Annotated in this window: 23 protein-coding genes; 5 read left to right on the forward strand and 18 right to left on the reverse strand. The window is 71.3% G+C overall.

Going from position 1 to position 24,044, the window contains the following annotated elements:
* Positions 1-8 precede the first annotated feature (8 nt).
* From M4960_RS06510 to M4960_RS06530, 5 genes are read right to left on the reverse strand one after another with little or no spacing between them, the layout of a single operon-like run.
* Positions 9-1,034 (reverse strand): ABC transporter ATP-binding protein, encoded by a 1,026-nt coding sequence (locus tag M4960_RS06510; protein WP_248703796.1) that lies wholly within the window; start codon positions 1,032-1,034, stop codon positions 9-11.
* A complete protein-coding gene (locus M4960_RS06515; protein ID WP_248703797.1) occupies positions 1,031-1,831 on the reverse strand; it encodes an ABC transporter permease in 801 nt (266 codons plus the stop codon). Before M4960_RS06515 ends, M4960_RS06510 begins: the two co-directional genes overlap by 4 nt.
* 3 nt (positions 1,832-1,834) lie before the next feature.
* The gene (modA, locus tag M4960_RS06520; protein WP_248703798.1) at positions 1,835-2,644 is read right to left on the reverse strand and encodes a molybdate ABC transporter substrate-binding protein; all 810 of its coding nucleotides are present in this window, start codon (positions 2,642-2,644) and stop codon (positions 1,835-1,837) included.
* Positions 2,641-3,057, reverse strand: a complete 417-nt coding sequence (locus tag M4960_RS06525; RefSeq protein WP_248703799.1) for a molybdopterin-binding protein — start codon at positions 3,055-3,057, stop codon at positions 2,641-2,643. Before M4960_RS06525 ends, modA begins: the two co-directional genes overlap by 4 nt.
* A 53-nt stretch (positions 3,058-3,110) precedes the next feature.
* Positions 3,111-4,166, reverse strand: coding sequence for a HesA/MoeB/ThiF family protein (locus M4960_RS06530; protein ID WP_248703800.1), 1,056 nt, complete (start codon positions 4,164-4,166; stop codon positions 3,111-3,113).
* A gap of 95 nt (positions 4,167-4,261) precedes the next feature.
* On the opposite strand from M4960_RS06530, the gene M4960_RS06535 reads away from it, so the two are divergent.
* Positions 4,262-5,914, forward strand: a complete 1,653-nt coding sequence (locus M4960_RS06535) for a glycosyltransferase family 39 protein (RefSeq protein ID WP_248703801.1) — start codon at positions 4,262-4,264, stop codon at positions 5,912-5,914.
* A 67-nt stretch (positions 5,915-5,981) separates the two neighbouring features.
* Here the strand turns inward: M4960_RS06535 and M4960_RS06540 are convergent, their stop codons facing one another.
* The 5 genes from M4960_RS06540 to M4960_RS06560 all read right to left on the reverse strand — a co-directional run bounded on the left by M4960_RS06540 (position 5,982) and on the right by M4960_RS06560 (position 11,487).
* Positions 5,982-6,914 carry a 4-(cytidine 5'-diphospho)-2-C-methyl-D-erythritol kinase gene (locus M4960_RS06540; RefSeq protein WP_111084697.1) on the reverse strand — a complete coding sequence of 311 codons (933 nt, stop codon included), beginning with the start codon at positions 6,912-6,914 and terminating at the stop codon, positions 5,982-5,984.
* A 9-nt stretch (positions 6,915-6,923) separates the two neighbouring features.
* The gene (locus M4960_RS06545; RefSeq protein WP_123291826.1) at positions 6,924-8,231 is read right to left on the reverse strand and encodes an O-acetylhomoserine aminocarboxypropyltransferase/cysteine synthase family protein; all 1,308 of its coding nucleotides are present in this window, start codon (positions 8,229-8,231) and stop codon (positions 6,924-6,926) included.
* Positions 8,231-9,283 (reverse strand): LLM class flavin-dependent oxidoreductase, encoded by a 1,053-nt coding sequence (locus tag M4960_RS06550; RefSeq protein ID WP_131880469.1) that lies wholly within the window; start codon positions 9,281-9,283, stop codon positions 8,231-8,233. Before M4960_RS06550 ends, M4960_RS06545 begins: the two co-directional genes overlap by 1 nt.
* A gap of 108 nt (positions 9,284-9,391) precedes the next feature.
* A complete protein-coding gene (locus M4960_RS06555) occupies positions 9,392-10,390 on the reverse strand; it encodes a RimK family alpha-L-glutamate ligase (protein WP_248703802.1) in 999 nt (332 codons plus the stop codon).
* Positions 10,391-10,644: 254 nt separating this feature from the next.
* Positions 10,645-11,487 (reverse strand): helix-turn-helix transcriptional regulator, encoded by an 843-nt coding sequence (locus tag M4960_RS06560; protein WP_111084701.1) that lies wholly within the window; start codon positions 11,485-11,487, stop codon positions 10,645-10,647.
* 102 nt (positions 11,488-11,589) lie between these two features.
* Between M4960_RS06560 and M4960_RS06565 the strand changes: the two genes are divergently transcribed.
* Positions 11,590-12,330 carry an SDR family oxidoreductase gene (locus M4960_RS06565; protein WP_159574139.1) on the forward strand — a complete coding sequence of 247 codons (741 nt, stop codon included), beginning with the start codon at positions 11,590-11,592 and terminating at the stop codon, positions 12,328-12,330.
* Between the two features lie 117 nt (positions 12,331-12,447).
* Here the strand turns inward: M4960_RS06565 and M4960_RS06570 are convergent, their stop codons facing one another.
* The 7 genes from M4960_RS06570 to rsmI all read right to left on the reverse strand — a co-directional run bounded on the left by M4960_RS06570 (position 12,448) and on the right by rsmI (position 18,693).
* Positions 12,448-12,873 (reverse strand): hypothetical protein, encoded by a 426-nt coding sequence (locus M4960_RS06570; protein ID WP_123291822.1) that lies wholly within the window; start codon positions 12,871-12,873, stop codon positions 12,448-12,450.
* A 52-nt stretch (positions 12,874-12,925) separates the two neighbouring features.
* Entirely contained in the window at positions 12,926-13,465 is a 540-nt protein-coding gene (locus M4960_RS06575; RefSeq protein WP_248703803.1) for a DUF4287 domain-containing protein, read from the reverse strand.
* Between the two features lie 37 nt (positions 13,466-13,502).
* A complete protein-coding gene (locus M4960_RS06580; protein WP_123291820.1) occupies positions 13,503-14,036 on the reverse strand; it encodes a type II toxin-antitoxin system VapC family toxin in 534 nt (177 codons plus the stop codon).
* Positions 14,037-14,403: 367 nt separating this feature from the next.
* Entirely contained in the window at positions 14,404-15,255 is an 852-nt protein-coding gene (rsmA, locus tag M4960_RS06585; RefSeq protein WP_248703804.1) for a 16S rRNA (adenine(1518)-N(6)/adenine(1519)-N(6))-dimethyltransferase RsmA, read from the reverse strand.
* A complete protein-coding gene (locus tag M4960_RS06590; RefSeq protein WP_248703805.1) occupies positions 15,255-16,163 on the reverse strand; it encodes a TatD family hydrolase in 909 nt (302 codons plus the stop codon). The genes rsmA and M4960_RS06590 overlap by 1 nt, the downstream gene beginning before the upstream one ends.
* Positions 16,160-17,737 (reverse strand): methionine--tRNA ligase, encoded by a 1,578-nt coding sequence (gene metG, locus M4960_RS06595; RefSeq protein WP_248703806.1) that lies wholly within the window; start codon positions 17,735-17,737, stop codon positions 16,160-16,162. The genes M4960_RS06590 and metG overlap by 4 nt, the downstream gene beginning before the upstream one ends.
* A gap of 134 nt (positions 17,738-17,871) precedes the next feature.
* On the reverse strand, positions 17,872-18,693 hold the full coding sequence (gene rsmI / locus M4960_RS06600; protein ID WP_123292295.1) for a 16S rRNA (cytidine(1402)-2'-O)-methyltransferase: 822 nt from the start codon (positions 18,691-18,693) through the stop codon (positions 17,872-17,874).
* Between the two features lie 66 nt (positions 18,694-18,759).
* On the opposite strand from rsmI, the gene M4960_RS06605 reads away from it, so the two are divergent.
* A complete protein-coding gene (locus tag M4960_RS06605; protein ID WP_123291815.1) occupies positions 18,760-20,391 on the forward strand; it encodes a dolichyl-phosphate-mannose--protein mannosyltransferase in 1,632 nt (543 codons plus the stop codon).
* Between the two features lie 178 nt (positions 20,392-20,569).
* On the opposite strand, the gene M4960_RS06610 is transcribed toward M4960_RS06605, so the two are convergent.
* Positions 20,570-21,232 carry a TetR/AcrR family transcriptional regulator gene (locus tag M4960_RS06610; protein ID WP_159574131.1) on the reverse strand — a complete coding sequence of 221 codons (663 nt, stop codon included), beginning with the start codon at positions 21,230-21,232 and terminating at the stop codon, positions 20,570-20,572.
* 169 nt (positions 21,233-21,401) lie between these two features.
* Here M4960_RS06610 and M4960_RS06615 point away from each other — a divergent pair, with 169 nt between their 5' ends.
* Together M4960_RS06615 and M4960_RS06620 are read left to right on the forward strand one after the other, a co-directional pair.
* On the forward strand, positions 21,402-22,943 hold the full coding sequence (locus tag M4960_RS06615) for an MFS transporter (RefSeq protein ID WP_123291813.1): 1,542 nt from the start codon (positions 21,402-21,404) through the stop codon (positions 22,941-22,943).
* A gap of 227 nt (positions 22,944-23,170) precedes the next feature.
* Positions 23,171-24,043 (forward strand): sulfurtransferase, encoded by an 873-nt coding sequence (locus M4960_RS06620; protein ID WP_159573772.1) that lies wholly within the window; start codon positions 23,171-23,173, stop codon positions 24,041-24,043.
* Position 24,044: the final 1 nt, after the last annotated feature.

Here is a 24,044-nt window from a genome sequence, read left to right on the forward strand (position 1 = left end):
CCATTGTCTCAACCGCGCGGCGCGTACACCGCCAGTTCGGACGCGGGAACGTCGACGTGGACCGCGTCGCCAGGCCCGATGCCGAGTGCCGTGACCCGAGCCAGGGTCAGGTTCGCGACCAGGTCGCCGGCGCGCACCCGCACCAGACCGTCCCGCGGTTCGAGCGACGTGACGGTGCGCTCCGGTCCGGCGCCGTCCCGCGTGAGCACGGCGGCCGTCGGGTGGAAGGCGCCCAGGGCGGGCCGACCGGGAGGCACGGCGTGCGTCCCCGATGCCAACTCGCCCCCGCCGTCGGTCGCGATCCCACCCGCGGTGGCGGTCCCGCGCACCAGCGCGAGTCCGGAGAACGCCGCCGCGAAGGCACTCGTGGGCCGTCCGAGCACGGCCGCTGGGGTGCCGTCCTCGACGACCCGGCCGTGCTCGACGACGACCACCCGGTCGGCCAGGGCGACGACCTCGACCGGGTCGTGCGTGACCAGGACGCTCGGACGCCCGCCGATCGCGGTGCGGAGGGCCGCACGGACCTCGTCGCGCGCGGCGACGTCGAGCGCCGACGTCGGTTCGTCGAGCAGCAGGACCGCCGGGTCGGTGGCGAGCGCCCGGGCGATGGCGACGCGCTGGGCCTGCCCGCCGGACAGCGCATCGGGGCTCCGTCCCGCCAGGTCGTCGATGCCGACGGCCGCCAGGGCACGGAGCGCGCGGGCACGGGCCGCGGCGCGTCGGACGCCGGCTGCCCGCGGGCCGAACGCCACGTTGCCGACCACGTCGAGGAACGGGAACAGGTCGGGCCGCTGGGCGACGAGTCCGATGCGGCGGCGGTGTGCGGGGACGGTCCGCCGCCGGTCCGACACGACGGTGCCGCCGAGGACCACCTGTCCGGCGTCGATCGGCAGCAGGCCGGCAAGGGCCTCGACCACCGTGGACTTGCCCGCGCCGTTCGGCCCGATGACGGCCACGCACTCCCCTGCCGCGACCTCGAGGGCGACGTCGACCCCGCGTCGCTCGACGACGATGCGCGCGGTGACCCCGGTCACGCTGCGACGCCCCGGGTCCGGAGCGACGAGGCGCCGATGACCACGACGGCGACCACGACGAGCACGACCGCCAGTGCCACGGCGGTGTCCGGATCGACCTCGCGCTGCAGGTAGATCTCCAGCGGCAGGGTCCGGGTGACCCCCTGCAGGCTGCCCGCGAAGGTCAGGGTCGCGCCGAACTCCCCGAGCGCTCGCGCGAAGCAGAGCACCAGTCCGGAGACGATGCCGGGCAGGACCCTCGGGGTCGTGACGGTGAGGAACGTGCGGGTGGGACCGGCGCCGAGGGTCGCGGCGACCCGCTCGTACCGGTCCCCCTCGACGCGGAGCGCGCCCTCGATCGAGGACACCAGGAACGGCATGGCGACGAACGTCTGCGCGATGACGACCGCGGTGGTGGTGAACGCGATGTGCAACCCGTGGTCGTCGAGGAACGCCCCGACCACCCCGAGGCGACCGAACGCCGCCAGCAGCGCGAGTCCGCCGACGACGGGCGGCAGCACGAGCGGCAGCAGCACGACGGCGCGGGCGACGCCCACCCACCGTGACCGGGACCGGGCGAACAGCACGGCGAGCGGGTACCCGAGCACGAACGCGACGGCCGTGGCGGCCAGCGCGGTGCCGAGGCTGAGCCCGAGGGCCGTGAGCGACGCCGTCGAGGTGACGAGGGCGACGAACGACGACCAGTCGACCCGACCGAGCATCGCGAGCACGGGGACGACGACGAACAGGCCGCCCAGCACCGCGGGCAGCGGGAGCCACCAGGCGACCGGCGGCCGTCCGTCAGCCCGCGAGGCCACGGGTCACGGCTTCCCGAACCCGGCGGCGGTGAGCACCTTCTGGCCGGTGGCGGACCGGACGTAGTCGGAGAACGCCTGCGCGAGCTCCGGGTCCTCGGACGCCTTGAGCACGCCGATCGGGTACGTGTTGACGGCCTTGCTCGACTCGTCGAACGGGACACCGTCGACCTTGCCGTCGGCACCCTGCACGTCGGTCACGTAGACCAGCCCGGCGTCGGCCTGACCGGACTCGACCTTGCCGAGCACGTCGGTGACGGACTGCTCCTCGCTGACGGGCTGCAGGTCGACGCCCGAGGCGGACTCGACCTTCGCCGTCGCGGCGCCGCACGGCACCGGGGCGGCGCACGTGACGAGCTGGACGTCGGAGCCGGTCAGGTCGTCGAGGCTCGTGATGCCCTTCGGGTTGCCCGGCGCGACGGCGATCTCGAGGACGTTCGTCGCGAAGTCCTCCGGTGACCCGCTCGCCAGGTCGGTCGCGGACAGCTTCGCCATGTTCGCCTCGTCGGCGGAGGCGAACACGTCGGCGGGGGCGCCGTTCTGGATCTGGGTGACGAGGTCGCTCGACCCCGCGAACGAGAACTCGATCGAGGCGCCGGGGTTCGCGAGCTCGAAGGCCTTGCCGAGCGTGGTGAAGGTCTTCTGGAGCGACGCCGCCGCGAACACCGTGATCGAGCCCGACACGCCTGCGTCCGCGCTCGACGACGATGACGGCGACGACGACCCGGCCGGAGCGTCGGCGGTGGAACACGACGCCAGGCCGAGCGCCGCGACGACGGCGAGGGGCACGAGCAGCGAGCGGGAACGACGGGTCATCGGGGGTCCTCCTGGTGGGTGGGCGCCTCGACGGTGACCATCGTGGCCTTGACGGATGCGACGGCGACGGACCCGACCTCGAGCCCGAGGTCGCGCACCGCCTCGGCGCTCATGAGCGAGACGACGCGGTGCGGTCCGCACTGCAGTTCGACCTGCGCCATCACGGTTTCGACGACCAGGTCGGTGACGATGCCGACGAAGCGGTTCCGTGCCGAGCTCTTCACGCCGGTGTCCGGTGCTGCCAGCTCGGTGCTCCGTGCCCGGGCGTACTCGGCCACCTGTCGACCGTCGACGACGGCGCGACCGGCGTCGTCGGTGGCCCGGTCGAAGGTGCCCCCGTCGACGAGTCGGCGCACGGTGTCGTCACTCACCCCGAGGAAGGCAGCAGCATCGCGGATCCGCAGTTGCGTCATGATGCGACGATCCTAGCCGCGGAAGCGGCGCTCTGGACCCGATCGGTGTCGGATCAGGACATCAGCCCGTTCGCCACGGGCAACCCTTCACGGCGCCAGGCCTCGAACCCGCCGTCGAGGACCGCCACGTGCCTCCAGGCCGGTTGTGCGGCAGCCCACGCGTCCGCACGCGGGCCACGGGCGCAGTAGACGACCACGTCCGCCGCATCGGCGTCGTCCGGAACGGCTCCGGCGACGACGCCGTCCGCCCGTTCGGCGTCGGTGCGCACGTCGACGACGACCACCGGGTCCGCCGGGTCGGCCAGGCGCGCGGCGAGCGCCGACGGGGCGATGCGGTCGGTCCGCGCGGGAGCGACCACGACGGGTCGGTGTGATGCCGGTCCGCGCCGGACGGGGCTCTCGCTCCACCGCCAGCGGCGTGCGTCGACGGTCAGGACGCGCCCGAGCAGCGGTTCGCCGGTGCCGGTGACCAGGGCCAGCACCTGTCCGGCCATCACCGCTCCGACGGCGCCGCACAGTGCCGGCACGACGCCGTCCAGGGCGCAGGAGCCCTCGTCGGGCAGGGCCTCGGGGTGCAGGTCGTGGAAGTCGACGCCGTCCGGTCCGGCGTCGCGGAACACGCTGACCTGGCCGTCGTGACCGAGCACCGTGCCCCAGACGAACGGCACGCCGGCGTCGGCGCAGGCGTCCGAGACCGCTCGGGTGACCAGGACGGAGTCCGCCGCGTCGACGACCACGTCGTGCCCGGCGACGAGCTCCGGGGTGAAGGACCCGACCACGGCGACGGCGTCGAGTTCCGGGTCGACGGCGCGGGCGCGGGCGACGGCGACCTCGGCCTTCGACGATCCGACGTCGGCCGCGGTGAAGAGCGTCTGGCGCGCGAGGTTCGACGCGTCGACCACGTCGGGGTCGACGACCGTGAGCCGTCCGACCCCCGCGAGGTACGCGACGACGGGAGCCCCGAGCCCGCCGGCGCCGACCACCAGGACGCGTGAAGCGGCCAGCCGGCGGAGCCCGACGCCGCCGACGTCGGACAGGGCAGCGGTCCGCGAGCCGAGCCGTGTCCGCCACGGGGAGAGCGCTGCGACGGGGGCGACGAGGGGGTCCATCCCGTCATTCTGGCCGGTCGCACCGAATCCCTGCATGTGAATGCTCAGCGGGTGGACGCGGCGGATGCTCAGTGCCGCTCGGTACGGTCGCGGGCGTGAGTTCTCCCCGCACCGGCACCGTCACGGTCCGACGCACGACGTCGGACTCGTCGACGCGCGCACGGCTCTGGGCACTCGCCCTGTCGACCGTGCGGACCTTGGTGCGTGCGCCGGAGATCACCGTCGGCGTGGTCGGAGTGGTCGTCGCCGCCGCCTTCACGTGGGTGCCGTCGGTCTGGTACGACGAAGCCGCCACCCTGACGAGCGCGCAGCGCAGCTGGCCGGCGCTCTGGGCGGAGCTGCAGAACGTCGACGCTGTGCACGGTCTGTACTACGCGCTCATGCACGTCTGGCTCGCGCTGGTCGGCTACTCCCCGTTCACGCTCCGCTTCCCGAGTGCCCTGGCGATCGGGATCGCCGCCGCCCTCGTGGTGGCGCTCGGCCGGCGGCTCGGCGGTGTCCGGCTCGGGGTCGTCTCCGGTCTGGTCTTCCTGCTGCTGCCCCGCGTCGCCTGGGCCGGCACCGAGGGCCGCCCGTACGCGACCGTCACCACCTTCGCCGCGCTGCTCACACTCGTCGGCCTGACCGCGGTCCGTCGCACGCGGGTGCGGCACCACGCGACGCGGTGGTGGGTCGTCTACGGCGTGCTGGCGGCCGTGGCCGTGCTGTTCAACGTCTACCTGTCCCTCGCCGTCGTGGCGCACGGCGTCGTGCTCGCGTGGACCGGCGTCGCCGACCGGGCAGCCCGACGGCAGGCCACGGTGACGGATCGCAGCGGCACGGTGCCCTCGGCGATGGTGGACCGCGCCGTCGTCGTCCGCTGGGCCGTCGCCGCCTCCGCCGCAGCCGTGGTCGTCCTGCCGTTCATCGGACTCGCCGCCGGTCAGGCCAAGCAGGTCGGGTGGATCACCGGCATCGGTTGGGCCACCCTGCGCCAGGTGTTCGCGACCGCGTGGTTCGGGGTCGTCTACCCGTACGCCACCCTCGGGTGGCTGCTCATGATCGTCGCCGTCGTGCTGGCGGTGCGCGCGACCCGACGCCCGTCGCCGGCCGCCCGCGACGTGCTCCGCATGCAGGCCGTCCGGGTCGCCGTGCCCCTGACGATCGTGCCCACCGCGCTCCTGGTCGCCGCGACCGCCGCCGGCGAGCACCTGTACTCCCCCAAGTACGCGAGCATCAGTCTGCCGTTCGTGGCGCTCCTGATCGGCCTGGCGATCACGGCCCTCCGGCCGCGACGCTGGATCGCGATGGCCGTCGTGGCCATGGTCCTGGTGTCCGTGCCGACGTCGACGATCGTCCGGCTGCCGCACGCCAAGCAGTCCTCGCACTGGGCGAACGCGGCGGCGATCATCGAACGCGAGCGGAACGTGACCACCGACTCGGACGAAGGGGTGATCTACGGCAGCGTGTGGGAACACCCGACCGCGACGGCGCAGGTCATCGCCGACGCCTACCCCGAGGCCTTCAGCGGCATGCGGGACCTGGCGGTGGCGAGCACGGGTGCGCAGCGTGGTGAGCTCTGGAACGTGAACGGCGACATCGCCACGACCGTGCCGGCACGCCTGGCCGACATCGACACCGTCTGGTTCGTCGGCGCCAAGTCGCGGAACATCCGCCCCGAGGTCTCCGAGACGCTCAAGGACCAGGGCTTCCACGTGGTGCGGTACTGGCACACCGACACGGTCATCCTGTGGAAGTACAGCCGCTGAGCTGACGGCCGGTCAGTGCTCCGTCGTACGGTCAGCGTCTGTCGTACGGTCAGGGTCTGTCGTACTGTCAGTGCACGAGGCGGGCGCCGTGCACCGGACCGGTGGCACGGAGCGCGACCAGGCCGGCAGCGCTGAGCTCGACCTGCAGTTCGAGCGCGGCGTCACGGTCACCGACCAGGAACGCCACCGTCGGACCGCTGCCCGACACCAGACCCGCGAGCGCTCCGGCCTTCTCGCCGAGTTCGAGGGTCGACGCGAGTCCGGGCTGCAGCCGCATGGCCGGGGCCTGCAGGTCGTTGTGGACGCAGTCGGCGAGCAGGTCGGGGTCGCCGGCACGCAGCGCCTGCAGCACGTTCGACTCCACCACGGGGTGGGACGGCGCCGGTGCGATGTCGGCGCGGTAGCGCTCCCGGTGCTCGTCGAGCGCACGGTAGACCGCCGGGGTCGACAGGCCGTCGTCGCTCAGCGCGAGGACCCAGTGGAACTCGCCCTTCGCCAGCGCGGGGCTGAGTTCGTCGCCGCGGCCGGTGCCCACGGCCGTGCCACCGGCGAAGGCGAACGGCACGTCCGCGCCGAGCTGCGCGGCGAGACGGAGCAGTTCCTCACGCCCGAGGGCGGTGCCCCAGAGCGTGTCCACGGCGAGCAGCGTGGCCGCGGCGTCCGCCGAGCCACCACCCATGCCGCCGGCCACCGGCACCTGCTTGTCGATCGTCAACCGGACTCCGCCCCGGTGCCCAGCGGCGTCGGCCACCAGCCGGGCCGCACGGATCGCCAGGTTCGACTCGTCGACCGGCACGTTCGACGTGTCGATCGGGCCGGTGAAGGTCACCGAGAAGTCGTCGGCGTGCTCGGCCGTGACGTCTTCGTACAGCGACACGGCCTGGTACGCGGTCGCCACGTCGTGGTAGCCGTCGTCCTGCAGCGCACCGACGGACAGGAACACGTTGATCTTGCCGGGGGCGCGCGTCCGCACGCGGGTCGGGGCGGCCAACGTGGTCATGCCCCCAACCTATCCCGCTGCGGCTGCCGCGAAGCCCCGCGCGAGGTCGGCGAGGACGTCGTCGATGTGCTCGAGGCCGATCGACAGCCGGATGAGCCCGTCGCCGACACCGGCCGCAGCCCGCTCCGACGACGTCATCTGCACGTGGGTCGTCGACGCCGGGTGCACGACGAGCGACCGGACGTCACCGATGTTCGACACGTGGTCGAACAGCTCGAGGGCGGCCACGAACCGCCGTCCGGCCTCGACCCCGCCGTCCAGGTCGAACGCCAGGACCGCCGACGGCCCCTTCGGCACGTACCGCTGCTGCAGGTGGTGCCACGGCGACGACGGCAGTCCCGCGTAGTGCACGCCGAGCACTTGGTCGTGCGCGTCCAGCCACGACGCGACGGCGGCCGCGTTCGACACGTGCCGCTCCATCCGCAGGGAGAGCGTCTGGATGCCTTGCAGCACCAGGAAGGCGTTGAAGGGGGCGATCGCCGGACCGAGGTCGGCGGAGAGCTTCGACCGGGTGCGCTGGATGAACGCGCGCCGCCCGAACTTCTCGGCGAAGTCCGTGTTCGCGAACCCGGACTGTTCGGCGGTCGCGAGCTGCGGGAACCGCTCCGGAAAAGCCGCCCAGTCGAAGTTGCCGCTGTCCACGATGAGTCCGGCGATGGCGCTGCCGTGCCCGGCCAGGTACTTCGTCGCCGAGTGCACGACGATGTCGGCGCCGTGCTCGATCGGCCGGACCAGGTACGGCGTCGCGATGGTGTTGTCGACGATGAGCGGGACGCCGGCGTCGTGCGCGACACCGGCCACCCCGGCGAAGTCCAGGACGTCACCGCGCGGGTTCGGGATCGACTCCCCGAAGAACGCCTTCGTCTCCGGACGCACCGCGGCAGCCCACTCGTCCAGGTCCGTGGGGTCCTGCACGAAGGTGAACGCGATGCCGAGGTCGTGCAGCGTCGACGCGAACAGCGTGTACGTCGCGCCGTACAGCGAGGCACTCGACACGACGTGGTCACCGGCCCGGGCGACGCCGAGGACCGCCAACGAGGTGGCCGCCTGGCCGGACGCCAGCGCGAGCGCCCCGACGCCACCCTCGAGGTCCGCGATGCGCCGCTCGAGCGCGGCCGCCGACGGGTTGTTCACGCGCGAGTACGTGTGCCCCGGGGCGTTGAGCATGAAGCGGTCCGCCGCGTCCTCACCGGACGGGTAGACGAAGGCCGCGGTCTGGGCGATCGGCGGGACGTTGCCACCGAACCCCGGGTCGGCCTTGAAGCCCGCGCGGATCTGCCGGGTCTCGAACGCCCACTCCTCCTCGGTCGTGCCCATCAGACGACCGCCTCGGACGCCGCGACCACCGACGGGCGGACGAGCGGGATGACCTGTTCGCCGAAGCGGTCCATCTCCTCGAGCTGCGGCGAGAACTGCAGCAACAGCGTGTCCACCCCGGCGTCCTCGAACTCCTTGATCCGGGCAGCGACCTGTGCCGGCGTTCCGACGAACCCGGGGCGCAGGCCGCGGTTCGACACCGAGTAGTCCTCGAGCGAGGGGACGTGCTCGAGCTGCGACTTCGAGATGAAGTCCTGGTACGACTCGTACGCGTTGCCGTGCTGCACGTCGGTGATCCGCGCGAGTTCGGCCTGTGCCTCTTCCTCGGTCTCGCGGACGATGACGTACGCGGCCATGCCGAACGCCTCGAACGGCGGCAGTCCGGCGTCGATGCGGCGCTGCTTCATCTCGGCGATCTTCGTGCGGAGTTCCTCGACCGTGCCGCCGTGGGTCACGTAGGCGTCGGCGTACCCGGTGATCGCGGCCTTGCCCGCCTCGCTCTCGCCGCCGGCGTAGATGCGCGGGGTCACGCGGGGCTTCGGCTCGAGGTGCGCGTTCTCGATGTCGTAGTACTCGCCCGAGAACGAGTACGGCGTCTCCCGCCACATCCCCTTCATGACCTCGACGAACTCCGCCGTCCGCTTGTAGCGGTCGTCGTGCTCCGAGAAGATGCCGCCGTACTGCTTGGCCTCCTCCGCCCACCACGCGCTCACCACGTTGAACGTGAAGCGGCCGCAGGAGATGTCGTCGATCGTCGCCGCCTGCTTCGCCGTCACCGCGGGCAGGTGGTAGCCGGGGCGCATGGCCGCCATGATCTCGAGGCGCTCGGTCGTCGCCGCGATGGCCGCGGCGAGTGACCAGGCCTCGAGCGACGGCGCCGCCGTGCCCTTGATGTCGTTGAGGTTGAGCTCCGGCACGAGCGTCAGGTCGAAGCCGATCCGCTCGGCGCGCTGCGCCAGCCGCTTCACGTAGTCGAAGGTGACCGGCATGTTCTCGTTGTCGACGTTGCGCAGCCAGCCGCCGAAGAGCGGGGTCCAGTATCCGAATCGCACGGGGTGAGTTCCTTGGGGAGGTGGGGAGTGCCCGGGAAGGGGCGCGGAACGGACGGGAGGCCCGTGGCGGGCCCGCCACGGGCCTCCTGTCCGGTGGTTCTTGCGTGCTCAGGCCGTGAGTTGCGCCGCGTACTGCGTCTCCAGCAGGCCACCGAGGTAGCGCGCGATGGAACGCGGGCCGGAGGCCGGCGCGGACTCCTCGACGGCGGGGTTGTAGTTCGTGTTCGTGTTGATGTCGTAGACGACCGTGCGGCCGTCCGTGGTCTCCATGAACTCGACGCCCGCGATCGTGACGCGCTGGTCGGCGAGGAACGTGCGGAGCTGCTGGACGAGCGGGTGCTCGGCCGTGACCTCGGTCCGGACGCTGAACGCCGGGGGCGCTCCGGCCGTCTCGGTGCCGGGCACGTCGCAGACCGCTCCGGCGATGACCTGGGGGACCTCGCACGCGTCGGCCGGGCACAGCTCGAAGCTGCCGGCGCTCGTGTCGACTCGGACGGCGTACACGAACTCGCCCCCGACGAACTCGACACGGGTGATGAAGGGCTCACGGGCCGTCAGGAACTCCTGCAGCAGCGTGATGCCGTCGACCGGCGCCTCGAACTCCGGCGAGTCGACGTAGGCGTCGAACTCGGCGAGCGAGTCGAAGCGCCGGACGCCCAGGCCCTTGCCGCCCTGGTTGTGCTTCGTGATGAACGGGACGTCCTGGCCGTGCGTGAAGGTACGCGCGGCCTGCTTGAGCGTCGTCGTGCCGAACACGGCGGTGGTGCGCGGCACGTCGAACCCGGCGTGCTGCAGCAGCCCGTGCTGGGCGACCTTGGACACCTCGAGCTCGAGCACGTGGCTGCCGCCGACGACCTGGCGACCCGATCGTTCGAGCCAGCCGAGGACCGCGCGGGTGTACTCCTTGCTGTGCTCGTGGCCGCGGGTGTGGCTCGACGCCGACATGCGCGACCAGTACACACCGGGCTCCGGCTCGGCACCGAGGTCGATCTGTCCCTCGGTCAGCAGGATCTCCTGCACCGGGACGCCCTCGGCCTCGAAGGCTGCGGCGAGCGGCGGGAACCACTCGGGGTTCTCGTGGATGACGTACACGCGGGGAGTGCTCACCCGCCCACCCTAGGCACGGTATACCGCACGCGGCCAAGTGTGTGACGCGCGGTTGCTTCGCGTGGAGCGCCCGGGGGGGAGCCGGGGTCCGGGTCGCACGGTGCGCGCTTGTCCGGCCGGTGCGAGGCTGATCGCTCGGTGGCGGGATGAAGCGCGGCACCGAGCGGTCAACGGCGCACGGGATCATCGGCCTCGCACCGTGCGGGCTCGACCAACCTCGCACGAGCCGGACGGACCCGCACCGTGCGAGGTCGTCAGCCCGCGAAAGCCTGCTGGCCGACGACGCCGAGGAGCTCGAGCTTCTGCGCGTCCTCGGACCCTGGGGGTGCGGTGAAGAGCAGCAGCGCCTGGGCTTGGTCGTCGGTGTGCAGGACCTGGCAGTCGACGGTGATCCGGCCGAGCTGCGGCTGCACGATCGTCTTGTTGTCGGACCAGCGACTCGTCACCTCGTGCAGTGCCCAGAGCTCGCGGAACTCGGGGCTGCGGGTCTCGAGCTCGGCGATCAGCTCGGTGGCCCGACGGTCCCCCGGTCCGGCCAGCCCCACCGCAGCCCGCAGCGACGCCACCACGACCCGGGCCAGTCGCTCGTGTTGCTCCGGCGCGTACTTCGCGAGCTCGTCGCCGGTCACGAACCACCGCCACGCCTGGTAGCGCTCGTTGCCGGGCAGGCTGACGGACGACCCGAGCAGCGCCGCCGCGAGCCGGTTCTCGACCAGCGTCTCCCCCAGGTGGCTGACCACGATCGCGGGGGTGTCCTCGAGCCGGTCGAGCACCCGCAGGATCGCGGGGTCGACGTGGTCGGCGCGGTGCAACCGGGTCGGCGCGTTCTGCCCCGCGAGGTGGAACAGGTGGTCGCGTTCGTCGAGGCTGCAGCGGAGCGCCCGGGCGATCGCGGCGATCATCTGCTCCGACGGCTGCGGTCCGCGCTGCTGTTCCAGACGCGTGTAGTAGTCGACCGACATGCCCGCGAGCGCAGCGACTTCTTCGCGCCGGAGACCAGGCGTCCGGCGTCGTGGTCCCTGACCGAGGCCGACGTCCTCAGGGCGCAGCAGTTCGCGGCGACGGCGGAGGAAGTCGGCGAGTGCAGCGCGGTCCATGGTCCCGATTGTCGTCCGGTTCGCGCCGCCGTGCCAGGGATCGCCGATCCCCCGATGACCGAGGTCTGGATGGGTTGCCGACGACAGCGCATGGTGGTGGACATGGACATCACGAACTCCACCGTCTTCATCCCCGGCGCGACCTCCGGCATCGGCCTCGCCCTGGCCCAGCGCCTGCAGGCCGCGGGCAGCACCGTCGTCATCGGCGGGCGTCGCCAGTCGCTCCTCGACTCGCTCGCCGCCGAGCACGGCTTCGGCACCGTGCAGATCGACGTGAGCGACGCCGCATCCATCGAGAAGGCCGCCGCCTCCGTCCTCGAGGCGTACCCGTCGCTCGACGCCCTCGTCACCATGTCGGGGATCATGCGCAACGAGGACCTGCGCTCCCCCGACCACATCCACGACGCGCTCGAGATCATCCAGACCAACCTGGTCGGCACGATCCGCCTCATCGACGCGTTCCTGCCGCACCTGCTGGCGCAGCCCGCCTCGACCATCGTCACGGTCTCGTCCGGCCTCGCGTTCGTCCCGCTCACCGCGACGCCGACGTACAACGCCACCAAGGCCGGCATCCACTCGTACACGCAGTCGCTCCGTCAGCAGCTGCTCGGTACCCCGGTGTCGGTCCTCGAACTCGCTCCCCCGGCGGTGTCGACCGACCTGATGGGCGGAGCGGACTTCGGCGGCATGCCGCTGAACGCCTTCGCCGACGAGGTCATCGGGCTGCTGTCCGCCGGCGATTCGCCCGAGATCCTGGTGCAGAACGTGCTGCCGCTCCGGTTCGCCGAGCGCGACGGCACGCACCAGCAGATCTTCGAGGCGATGGCGTCGCGCGCGCACTGACCCGGGCGACGCCTCGAACGGTGCGAGGTTCCGCGTTCCGTGCGAGGCACTTCGGCTCGCACCGACCACGGAACCTCGCACCACGCGTGGTGTGCCTCGCACGGTGCGAGGAGCGCGTCAGTCGTCAGCGCCGTCGGCCTGCTCACCACGGCGACGGGCGAGCCGATCGAGGGCACGGCTCGCGAGCGGAAGCGCCGAGGCGATCACCGCGCTGTACAACGCCGAGTCGAGGGGCTTGTGGTGCAGCCGTGTCACCGCCCAGGCGGCGGTGAACGCCGTCACGGCCAGTGCCCCCTCGGCCACCCGGCCCAGCCGGTCGAGGCGCATCGGCGGCCGGAAGTCGTCATCGACGTCGCTCGGATCGTCTCGGAACGCCGAGACCGCGACACCGAACACCGGAAATGCGACCCCGAGGACCGCACCCGCCCACGCCGCGTCGTTCGCCGGGTCCCGCACGACAGCGGGTACGGCGAAGAACTCGATGACGAGCCCGCCGAGCACGGCGACGATCGCGAGCCACTGGGAAAGGGTGATGCGACGCACCCGCCGATCGTAGGGGTCCGCGGGTCCTGCGCGCGCTCCCCCGTTCGCGGGCTCAGAGTCCGGCGAGCAGTTGCTGCAGTTCGGCCTTGGCGTCGGGCATCCGCTCGGGGCCGGTGAGCCGTTCCCGCTGCACCGAGATGCGGACCGTGTCGGGCTTGGGACCGTCCTCGGTGTTCAGCAGCACGGATTCGCGGTCGGGGAAGGTCCACCGGGCCGACGGGCGCTTGCCGCCGCGGCGCTCGGACGTCGGCGTGGACCCGAGTGCGGCCGCGAACACCGGCACGATCCGATCGAGGACCGCCTCGCGCTCACCGGGGACCTGCCGTGAGGCCGACACCGCGAAGGTGCCGTCCGTGCGCTGCCCGGGGATGCGGAGCCCACGAGCCTGCTCGTACCCGATGGTGATGCCCTGCGCCCACCACGGCTCGACGCCCTGATCCACGATCCACGACGCGATCGCAGCGTGCCCGATGGTGGCTCCGTCCGCCGTGTCGATCAGCGCGTGCCACTCGTCCGGTGACTTGCCCGTCGCCGCGAGGACGCGGTCCGGCGCCATCCCCTGCGCGTGCGAGCGAACCGTTCCGTCGGTCATGCCGCCATCGTAGGCCGGAGGACACCGCCCTCGCGGATCAGCGCTGGGAACCTGCCCGCAGGCGACGCGCGAGCTGAGCACCCTCGGCGTCGATGATCAGCGGGAGGCGCTCCTTGTCGACGACCCCGAACGCAGGATCGACCGTCACGAAGCCGTCGACTTCCCAATGGAAAGCCGTGGCGACGTGCACAGCACCCGAGGCAGTCAGGCCGAACTCCTCGATCAGCCCCGGGACTCCGTCGCTGACGTCATCGATCCCGACCCAGTGCAGTTGCGTCGACCGCAGCAGGTCTCGCCATGCAGCCACATGGCGACGTGCGGCCTGCAGTCCCCTGTGGTGGGCCGATTCGAACAGTTCGAACTCGGTGAACGCGCTGTACAGGATCCGCGTGTCGGCCAGGTCGAGGTGGTCCCAGAACGCTGACGCCCCGCCATGCTGCGGCTCCGCACGGTGCAGCACGCATTCGATGAAACTCGTCTCAACGAGGACAGCATCCGGCCTGCTGGTGCATCCGTCGAACTCCAGTACCCGATGCTCGTCGAACTCATCGGATCCGAGCCGCTCGAACACGGTCAGCCCACCTGGCGGATGCGCGCGATGGGTTCAGCCCGGCAGTCCGGATCGATCGACTCGATCGCGCGCCGTCGGCGCTCGCGGCGTTCTTCGAACGTGCCTTCAGGTCGCGGCGTCCGAGCGAACAGCGCTTGCCGTTCGGCTTCGGTGAGGATCCTCGGCCCCCGCTGCCGACCGGGGTCCGCGCTGAGCAGGGCGCGACGACGTCCCGCTGTGAGCTGTTCCTCGGTCAGGCCGCGGCGGTTCGGTCGGCGTGGTTCGGTCGGCTGCATGCTGTCTCCTTGGTCGATGTGATCAACCGTAGGAGCACCGAACGGACGGCACCGAACATTCCGTATTTCGCCGATCCGATGCGGGAGACGAGCTACTCCGCAGCTGCGAGGACCGTCCGACCGAGCCGCACGAAGTCGTCGACCCCGATCGCCTCGCCCCGCGCCGTCGGGTCGATGCCCGCCGCCGTCAGGACCTCGGAGGCGTGGGCGCTGCCGCCGAGCACACCGGACAGGCTCTGCCGCAGCATCTTCCGACGCTGCTGGAACGCCGCATCGACCAGGGTGAAGACCCGCGACCGCAGCCGCTCGTCCCCCGGGGGCTCGTGCCGGTCGAACGCCACGAGCACGCTGTCGACGTTCGGGACGGGCCAGAAGACCTGTCGGCTGACGAGCCCGGCCGTGCTCCACGAGCCGTACCAGGCGGCCTTGACGCTCGGCGACCCGTAGACCTTGCTGCCCGGGCCCGCCGCGAGACGGTACCCGACCTCGGCCTGCACCATCACGAGCGACCGCTCGATCGACGGGAAGGTCGCGAGCAGGTGCAGCAGCACGGGCACCGAGATGTTGTAGGGCAGGTTCGCGACGAGGTGCGTCGGTTCGGTGTCGAGGTCCGATGCGGCGACGGTCATCGCGTCCTGCTGCACGACCGTCAACGTCGCCGCTGGCTGCAGCACGCTGACCGTCGACGGCAGCTTCGCCGCGAGCCGCTTGTCGATCTCGACGGCGGTGACGGGCGCGCCGGTCTCGGTGAGCCCGAGCGTCAGGGAGCCGAGGCCCGGCCCGATCTCGAGCACGCGGGACGACGGCGTCACGCCGGCGACCGACACGATGCGCCGGACGGTGTTGGCGTCGTGCACGAAGTTCTGCCCGAGCTTCTTCGTCGGGGTCACGTCGAGTTCGGCGGCGAGCTCCCGGATCTCGGCCGGACCGAGCAGCGCGCCCACTACTCGTCCACCGTCACGGGCTCGGCGTCCCACGCACCGTAGACGAGTTCGGTGTTCGACGCGATCTGTGCGGCGAGCATCGAGGCATCGGTGCCGAGGGTCTCCGCCATCGACCGCAGGGTGATCGGGATCAGGTACGGGGCGTTCGGCCGGCCGCGGTACGGCGTCGGGGTCAGGAACGGCGCGTCCGTCTCGACCATGATCAGGTGCCGCGGCGCGACGACGAGGGCTTCGCGGAGCAGTGCCGCGTTCTTGAACGTCACGGTGCCGGCGAACGACATGTACCAACCGCGCTCGGCACAGAGCCGAGCCAGGTCGGGTCCGCCGGAGAAGCAGTGGAACACCGTGCGCTCCGGAGCCCCGACGCGGTCGAGCACCTCGACCACGGCGTCGTGCGCGTCGCGGTCGTGGATGGTCAGCGCGAGGCCGTGCTCCTTCGCGATGCGGATGTGCTCCTCGAACGAGCGGATCTGGGCGTCGCGCCCGTCCTCACCGGTGCGGAAGAAGTCGAGCCCGGTCTCACCGATCGCCCGGACGCGGGGCAGTGCCGCCAGCCGCTCGATGCCGGCGAGGTGCTCGTCGAGCAGCCCCTGCTCCTGCAGCGAGGGCGCCTCGTTCGGGTGCAGCGCGACCGCTGCGAGCACGCGGGGTTCACGGGCGGCGATCGACGCGGACCACTGCGAGGTCGCCAGGTCGGTGCCGACCTGCACGACACCGCGGACCCCGACGCTCGATGCCCGGCCGAGGTGCTCGCGGTAGTCGAGCGCCCCGTCGCCACCGTCGGCGATCTCCATGTGCGTGTGGTTGTCGTAGACCGGGACCACGAGCGCCTCGGGCAGGGGCGGGTAGGTCAGGTCGCGCTTGGAGCCGTCCCCGTCGCCACGGGAGCGGAGGTGGGCGTCGGTCACGCGGATACCTGCTCCGACTGCTCGATGCGCGGGAACAGCCCACTCTCGAGCGCCACGACGTGCGAAGCACCCTGCCACTCGAAGGCACGGTCGACTCGCTGCTCGGCGATCGAGCCGCCGGCACCGATCGACGCCCACAGCTTCTCGGTGGCCTTCGGCATCACCGGGGAGAGCAGGACCGCGACGGTGCCGAGCCCACGGAGCGCGGTGGTCAGGACGGTGCCGAGCCGCTCGCGGTTCGCGTCGTCCTTCGCCAGGGCCCACGGCTGCTGCTCGGTGATGTACCCGTTCAGGGCGTCGACGAGCTCCCAGACGGCAGCGATCGCCTCGTGCGGGGCGAACGCGGCGATGGCGGCGTCGGCACGCTCGGTGACCGAGACCGCCAGGGCATCGATCGCTTGGTCCGACTCGGTCAGCGAGCCGCGCGCCGGCACTGCGCCGTCGAAGTACTTCTGCAGCATCGCGACCAGGCGCGAGGCCAGGTTGCCGAAGCCGTTCGCGAGCTCGGCCTGGTACCGCGCCGAGATGTCCTCCCAGCTGAAGTTGCCGTCCTGCCCGAAGGTGATGGCGCGGAGGAAGTAGTAGCGGAAGGCGTCGGAGCCGAAGGTGTCGGTGATCTCCGACGGCGCGATGCCGGTCAGCTTCGACTTGGACATCTTCTCGCCGCCGACGAGCAGCCAGCCGTGACCGAAGACGCGCTCGGGCACGGGCAGGCCGGCAGCCATGAGCATCGCCGGCCAGATGACCGCGTGGAAGCGGGCGATGTCCTTGCCGACGATGTGCACGCTCGGCCACAGGCGCTTGAAGGCCTCGTCGTCCTCGGTGCCGTAGCCCAGCGCCGTGACGTAGTTGAGCAGGGCGTCGAACCACACGTACAGGACGTGGTCGCTGTCCCACGGGATCTTGATGCCCCAGTCGAAGCTGGACCGCGAGATCGACAGGTCGCGGAGGCCCTGCTTCACGAACGAGATGATCTCGTTGCGGACGCTCTCCGGCTGGATGAACAGCGGGTTCGACTCGTACAGGTCGAGCAGGCGCTGCTCGAAGTCCGACATCCGGAAGAAGTAGTTGCGCTCGGACAGCACCTCGACCGGGATCGAGTGGATGGCGCAGACCTGCTGCCCCTCGTACGCACCGGTGCCGGGAACCAGGTCGCTCGGCTGCTTGTACTCCTCGCAGCCCACGCAGTAGAAGCCCTCGAACTCGCCGGCGTAGATGAAGCCGTCGTCGTAGAGCTTCTGCAGGAACGCCGTCACACCGCGCTCGTGGCGCTCGTCGGTGGTGCGGATGAAGTCGTCGTTGGCCACGTCGACGGTGTCGAGCAGTGGCTTCCACGCCTCGGTCACGAGTCGGTCGGCCCACTCCTGGGGCGTGACCTCGTTCGCCGAGGCGGTGCGCAGGATCTTCTGCCCGTGCTCGTCGGTGCCGGTGAGCAGCCAGGTGTCGTCACCCCGCTGCCGGTGCCAGCGCGCGAGGACGTCCGCGGCGACCTCTGTGTAGGCGTGCCCGATGTGGGGCACGTCGTTCACGTAGAAGATCGGCGTGGTGATGCTGAACGAGGACCCGGCGGACATGCGGACCATCCTACGGGCGCGCGGAACCCGGATGACGCGCGCGGCGGTGGACTGTGGAAAACCGGATCCGGGAGGCCCGTAGCGGGCCCGCCCCGCGCCTCCAGACCGGCCGACGCGAACGTGACGAGCCCCGCTCAGCGCGCCGCGAGCGCCCCTTCGTACAGGTCCCGCTTCGACAGGCCGGTCGCGTCCGCGACCGCCGCTGCGGCCTCCTTCATGCGCATGCCGGCGGCCACCCGCTCGAGCACGAGGCGGACCCCGTCGTCGAGCGTTGCCTCCTCGGTGGCCTCGGCGGCACCGGCGACGACGATGCAGATCTCGCCCCGGACCCCCTCTGACGCCCACGTGACGAGCTCGTCGAGCGGCCCACGACGGACCTCTTCGTACAGCTTCGTGAGCTCGCGGCAGACGGCGGCACGACGGTCACCCCCGAACCCGACGGCCATGTCGGCGAGCGTCTCGGCCAACCGGTGCGGCGACTCGAAGAAGACCATCGTGCGCTGCTCCCCCGCGAGCGCCTGGAACGCACGACGCCGCTCCCCGCCCTTGCGCGTCGGGAACCCCTCGAACGTGAAGCGGTCCGTCGGCAGTCCGGAGACGGCGAGCGCCATGAGCACCGCCGACGGGCCGGGCAGCGCCGTGACCGTGACGCCCGCGGCGGCCGCTGCCTCGACGAGCGGGAAGCCGGGGTCGCTGATCGCGGGCATACCGGCGTCGGTGAGGACCACGACGTCCTCGTCACGGGCGAGCTCGACGACCTCGGACGCCTTCGCCCGTTCGTTGTGCTCGTGCAGGGCGATGAGCCGCGGACGGTTCTCGATGCCGAGGGCGCGCATGAGGTGGATGGCGGTCCTGGTGTCCTCCGCCGCGACCACCGTGGCGTTGGAGAGGGTCTCGACGAGACGGCGCGAGGCGTCCCCGAGGTTGCCGATGGGGGTTGCTGCGAGGACGATCACGCCACCCATTGTCGTCGCAGCACGGTCGCAGCGCGGACATGCGGTCGATCCGTAGGATGCTCAGCGATGACCAGCGAGCTGACCGACGACCGCACGGCCGTGCCCGACGGGCCGGTCGGCTCGCGCCTCGACGACTGGTGGGGGCGGGTGCTCTCCACCGCCCAGCGCGTCGCGGTGTGGCGCTGGGCCGGACCGATCGCGGTGACGCTGCTCGCCGCCGTGCTGCGCCTGGCGAACCTGGGGAACCCGCACTCGCTGGTCTTCGACGAGACCTACTACGTCAAGGACGGCTGGTCGATCGTCCACCTCGGCTACGAGGGCACCTGGCCGGCGAACCCGAGCAGCGACTCCGCCCCGACGACCGACGACCGGTTCTCGAGCGGTGAGACGGACGTCTTCACCAGCGCCGCGGAGTTCATCGCGCACCCGCCGCTCGGCAAGTACCTGATCGGGCTCGGCATGCTCCTGTTCGGGGCGGACAACTCGTTCGGCTGGCGGTTCGCCGTCGCCGTGCTCGGCATCGCCACGGTGTTCCTCACCGCGGTGATCGCCCGGTCGCTGTTCCGCTCCACCCTGGTCGGCACGCTCGCCGGCGGCCTGCTCGCGATCGACGGCCAGGCCATCGTGATGTCCCGCGTGACGCTGCTCGACGGGATCCTGACGTTCTTCGTCGTGCTCGGGTTCGGGGCGCTCCTGCTCGACCGGCGCCGGAGTCAGCGGCGGCTCGACGACTGGGTCGCCGAGCGCGTCGCCGCCGGCCGCGACACCCTGTGGGGGCCCGTGCTCTGGTGGCGTCCGTGGCTGTTCGCGATGGGGCTGACGATGGGGTTGGCCACCGCGACGAAGTGGTCGGGGATGTACTTCCTGGCGTTCTTCGCCGTGTACTCCGTGCTGAGCGACATGATGATGCGCCGCCGTGCCGGGGTCGAGTTCTGGTCGTCGAGCGCGCTGCTGCAGCAGGCCCCGGTCTCGTTCCTGCTCACCGTGCCGATCGCTGCCGTCACCTACGTCGCGTCGTGGACCGGCTGGTTCGTGTCGAAGGACGGCTGGGACCGCAACTGGCTGGCCTCCGGCGGCGAACGCTGGACCGGATTGCTCCGGTGGGTGCCGGACAGTCTGCAGAACTGGTGGCACTACCAGTCGGAGATCTACAACTTCAACATCGGGCTGCACACGCCGCACTCGTACCAGGCGAACCCGCTGCTCTGGCTCGTGATGCAGCGGCCCACGTCGATGTTCTACGTCGGCACCGATGCCGGCCAGGACGGCTGCTCGGCGAGCCGCTGCGGCGAGGCGATCACCGGCGTTGCGAACCCGTTCATCTGGTACGCGGCGGTCATCGCGACCGTGGCGCTGCTCGTGCTCTGGATCCTGCGCCGACAGTGGCAGTACGGCTTCGTCCTGCTCGGCGTCGCCGCGGGCTACCTACCGTGGCTGATGTACGTCAACCGGACGGTCTTCCAGTTCTACACGATCGCCTTCGAGCCCTTCATGGTGATGGCGCTGGCGGCGGCGATCGGGTTGGTGCTCGGGTCACGGACCGATCCGCGGCCCCGACGGACCCGGGCGATCGTCTGGGTCGGCGTGTACCTGGTCGTGGTGGTGCTCGCGTCGGCGTACTGGTACCCGATGTGGACCGCGATCCAGGTGCCGTGGGACTTCATCCGGTCGCACTACTGGCTGCCGAGCTGGCTGTAGCGCGCGTCGGGTGTCGGCCCGGCGCGCTGTTCGCCACCGGCCCGGCGCGCTGGTCGCGACCGGCCCGGCGCACTGGTCGCGACCAGACCGCCGGACAGGAGGCACGGGTCGGGCCCGCCACGGGCCTCCCGTCCGGGGTCGGTTGGCGGCCGAGCCGCGCGCGGTCCGCGGGGACGCGTCAGGACTGCGCGTGCAGCGCGCGCTCGATCGACTCGCGGTCGAGCGGGTCGCCGACCATGCTCGGCGCGGTCCGGGTCTGCGGCAGGACGCCCTCGATGAGGAGTTCGGCGTACCGGCGCCAGGCGTTCGGGTCGTGCTCGCGCGTGGCATCGGCCACCGCACCCACCATGGCGGTGAGCATCGGCAGGTCGCGGTAGTCGAAGCCGGCGCGGACCACCCCGGCGGTCTCGGCCCGACCGATGATCGCGGAGACCTGGCGTTCCAACCGGTCACGCTCCTGCACGATCGACGGACGCGCCTTGCCCGCACGCACGATGGCGTCGGCGAGCGCACGGTCGCGGGCGCGGAACTCGAACACCCCGGTCAGGTAGACCCGCAGGGCCTCGCGCGGGTCGACGACGTCGGCGGCGCGGGCCGCTGCGTCGTTCATCGCCTCGAACTTGGTGGCGAGCAGCGCCTCGATCAGGGAGTCCTTGTCGGCGAAGCGTCGGTACACGGTGCCGACACCGACCCCCGCTTCGTGCGCGATGTCGTTCAGGGTGACCGACAGCCCGCGCTCCGCGAAGCACTTGCGAGCGGTCTGCAGGATCAGCTCGCGGTTGCGTGCCGCATCGGCGCGCAGCGGGCGCTCGAGGTCGGGCGCGGACTCGGTGGTGCTCACGATGCCGAACCTAGTTGAACTTTCTGGGAATAAGTGGATGCGGACCTTCCGTTTCGGTCTACACTGTCGACAAACGGATGCCGCGCATCCGTTTGACACCTCCCCTCTTCGAAACGCCCGACGGTGCGCGCTTCGTGCTCCCCCTCCAACCTTCTCGAAGGAGGCTGCCGTGACGGCAGAACACACCGTGCCGACCCCCACCGGGGCAGCACCCACGACTTCTGGCACCACCCCCGCCAAGAGCAACCACCGCTGGATCGCCCTGGCGGTCATCGCCCTCGCCCAGCTGATGGTCGTGCTCGACGCCACGATCGTGAACATCGCGCTCCCCTCGGCCCAGGCCGACCTGGGGTTCGGCACCGACCAGCGCCAGTGGATCGTCACCGCGTACTCGCTGGCGTTCGGCTCGCTCCTGCTGCTCGGCGGGCGCCTCGGCGACCTGTTCGGCCGCAAGAACACCTTCATCATCGGCCTGGTCGGCTTCGCGGTCGCGTCGGTGCTCGGCGGCCTCGCCGACTCGTTCGGCCTGCTCGTCGCGGCCCGCGCCCTGCAGGGTGTCTTCGGCGCCCTGCTCGCACCGTCCGCGCTCGGCATGCTGACCACCACGTTCCGCGACCCGAAGGAGCGCGGTCGTGCGTTCGGCATCTTCGGCTCGATCGCCGGTTCCGGTGCGGCCATCGGCCTGCTCCTGGGCGGCGTGCTCACCGAGTACGCGTCGTGGCGCTGGTGCCTCTACGTCAACGTCGTCTTCGCCGTGCTCGGCGTGATCGGCGCGCTCGTGTTCATGGAGAAGCCGCCGAAGGTCGATCGCCCGCGCATCGACGTCGCCGGCGTCATCACCATCACCGCCGGTCTGGTCGGTGTCGTCTACGGGTTCTCGAACGCCGAGACCAACGGCTGGGACTCCCCCGTCACCATCGCGATGCTCGCCGGTGGCGTCGTCCTGATCGCCGCGTTCGTGTTCATCGAGACCCGTGTGGCGCACCCGCTGCTGCCCCTGCGGGTCGTGCTCGACCGTGACCGCGGCGGGTCGTTCATCGCGATCGGCCTGGTGGCGATCGGCATGTTCGGCATCTTCCTGTTCCTGACCTACTACCTCGAGCAGACCCTCGGGTTCAGCTCGCTGCAGACCGGTCTGGCCTTCCTGCCGATGCCGCTGTCGATCATGATCTCGGCGACGCAGATCGGTGGGCGACTGCTGCCCCGCATCGGCCCGAAGATCCTGATCTTCGCCGGTGGCCTCGTCGCCGCGATCGGCCTGCTCCTGCTGCTGCGCACCGACCTGGACAGCTCCTACGCGGGCACCGTCCTGCCGGCGCTGATCGTCATCGGGCTCGGCATGGGCACGATCTTCTCGTCCGCGATGAACACCGCGACCACCGGAGTGGCCCGAGCCGACGCCGGTGTGGCCTCGGCGACGGTCAACACCATGCAGCAGATCGGTGGCTCGATCGGCACGGCGCTGCTGTCGACGATCTTCGCCGACGTCGTGAAGAACAGCCTGACCGGGCTGTCGGCGGCGCCCACGAAGCTGCAGCAGGCGCAGGCCACGCTCGACGGCTACCACGTGGCGTTCGGCATCTCGGCCGGTGTGCTCGTGCTCGTCGCCCTGGCGGGTGGTCTGCTCATCAACCGGCAGTCGGTGCGGCTCGACCGACTCGCACACGCCGCGTCCACGACGACCGGGAGCATCCCCGCCGCCGCACACTGACGCGTCAGCTCGTCCGAACGGCCCGTCCTGGTTCTGCCGGGGCGGGCCGTTCGTGCGTGTGTGTGGGGCGGGGTGGGCGGGGCTGCCGACTCGGAACGACGATCGCGATGTCGTACGACGACCACCTTGTCGTTCCGAGTCGACGCACAAGCCACCACACGCGCCCCGGTTGCGCAGTGTGTCGGTTTCCCTGTCACCCGTCAGTGGTCCGCATTATCGTGTGCGGCATGGCCCCCGTCCTGACCTCGCCGCTCGTGTCGACGCAGTGGCTCGCCGACCACCTCGGTGGTGACGAGCTCGTCGTCCTCGACGCCTCCGTGCACACGGTGGGGACCGGCCTCGAGACGATGTGGCACTCCGCGGTCGACTCCTACGAGCAGCGCGGGCACGTCCCCGGTGCCCGCTTCGCCGACCTCGTCGACGCGTTCTCCACGCCGGGCGCCGAGGTGCCCTTCACCCGCCCGAGTGCCGAGCGGTTCGAAGCAGCTGCTGGCGACCTCGGCGTCACGAACACCTCGACGGTCGTGGTCTACGACGACAGCGTCGGCGAGTGGTCGGCGCGGCTGTGGTGGATCTTCCGGTCGTTCGGCTTCGACTCGGTCGCGGTCCTCGACGGCGGGTTCACGAAGTGGCGCGACGAGGGCCGACCGGTCCGCGTCGGTGCACTGCGCCAGGCACCATCGCCGGCGAAGGCGCCCGACGACGACAGCGCCTTCCTCGCCGGTGAAGAACGCCCGCTCTGGGCCGACCACGCCCGTGTCCGCCGAGCAGTGACGGGCGAACAGCCCGCGGCACTGGTGTTCGCGGCGCCCGCAGCGGCCCTCGGCGACGACCACCCGCCGATCATCCCGGGGAGCACCCCGATCACCGTGGACACCCTGGTCGACCCGGACACCAACGCGTACCTGCGCGGGCCGAAGCTCGCCGAGGCGTTCGCCGCGGTCGTCGGCGAGGACGAGATCGTGACGTACTGCGGGGTCGGTAGCGCCGCGTGCGTCGATGCCCTGGCGCTGACCGTGCTCGGCCACGACAAGGTGACCGTGTACGACGGCTCGCTGCTGGACTGGTGGCGGCACGAGCCCGAGGCCCTGGCGTCCTGAC

This window comes from Curtobacterium sp. MWU13-2055, from assembly GCF_023242305.1.
Taxonomy (GTDB): domain Bacteria; phylum Actinomycetota; class Actinomycetes; order Actinomycetales; family Microbacteriaceae; genus Curtobacterium.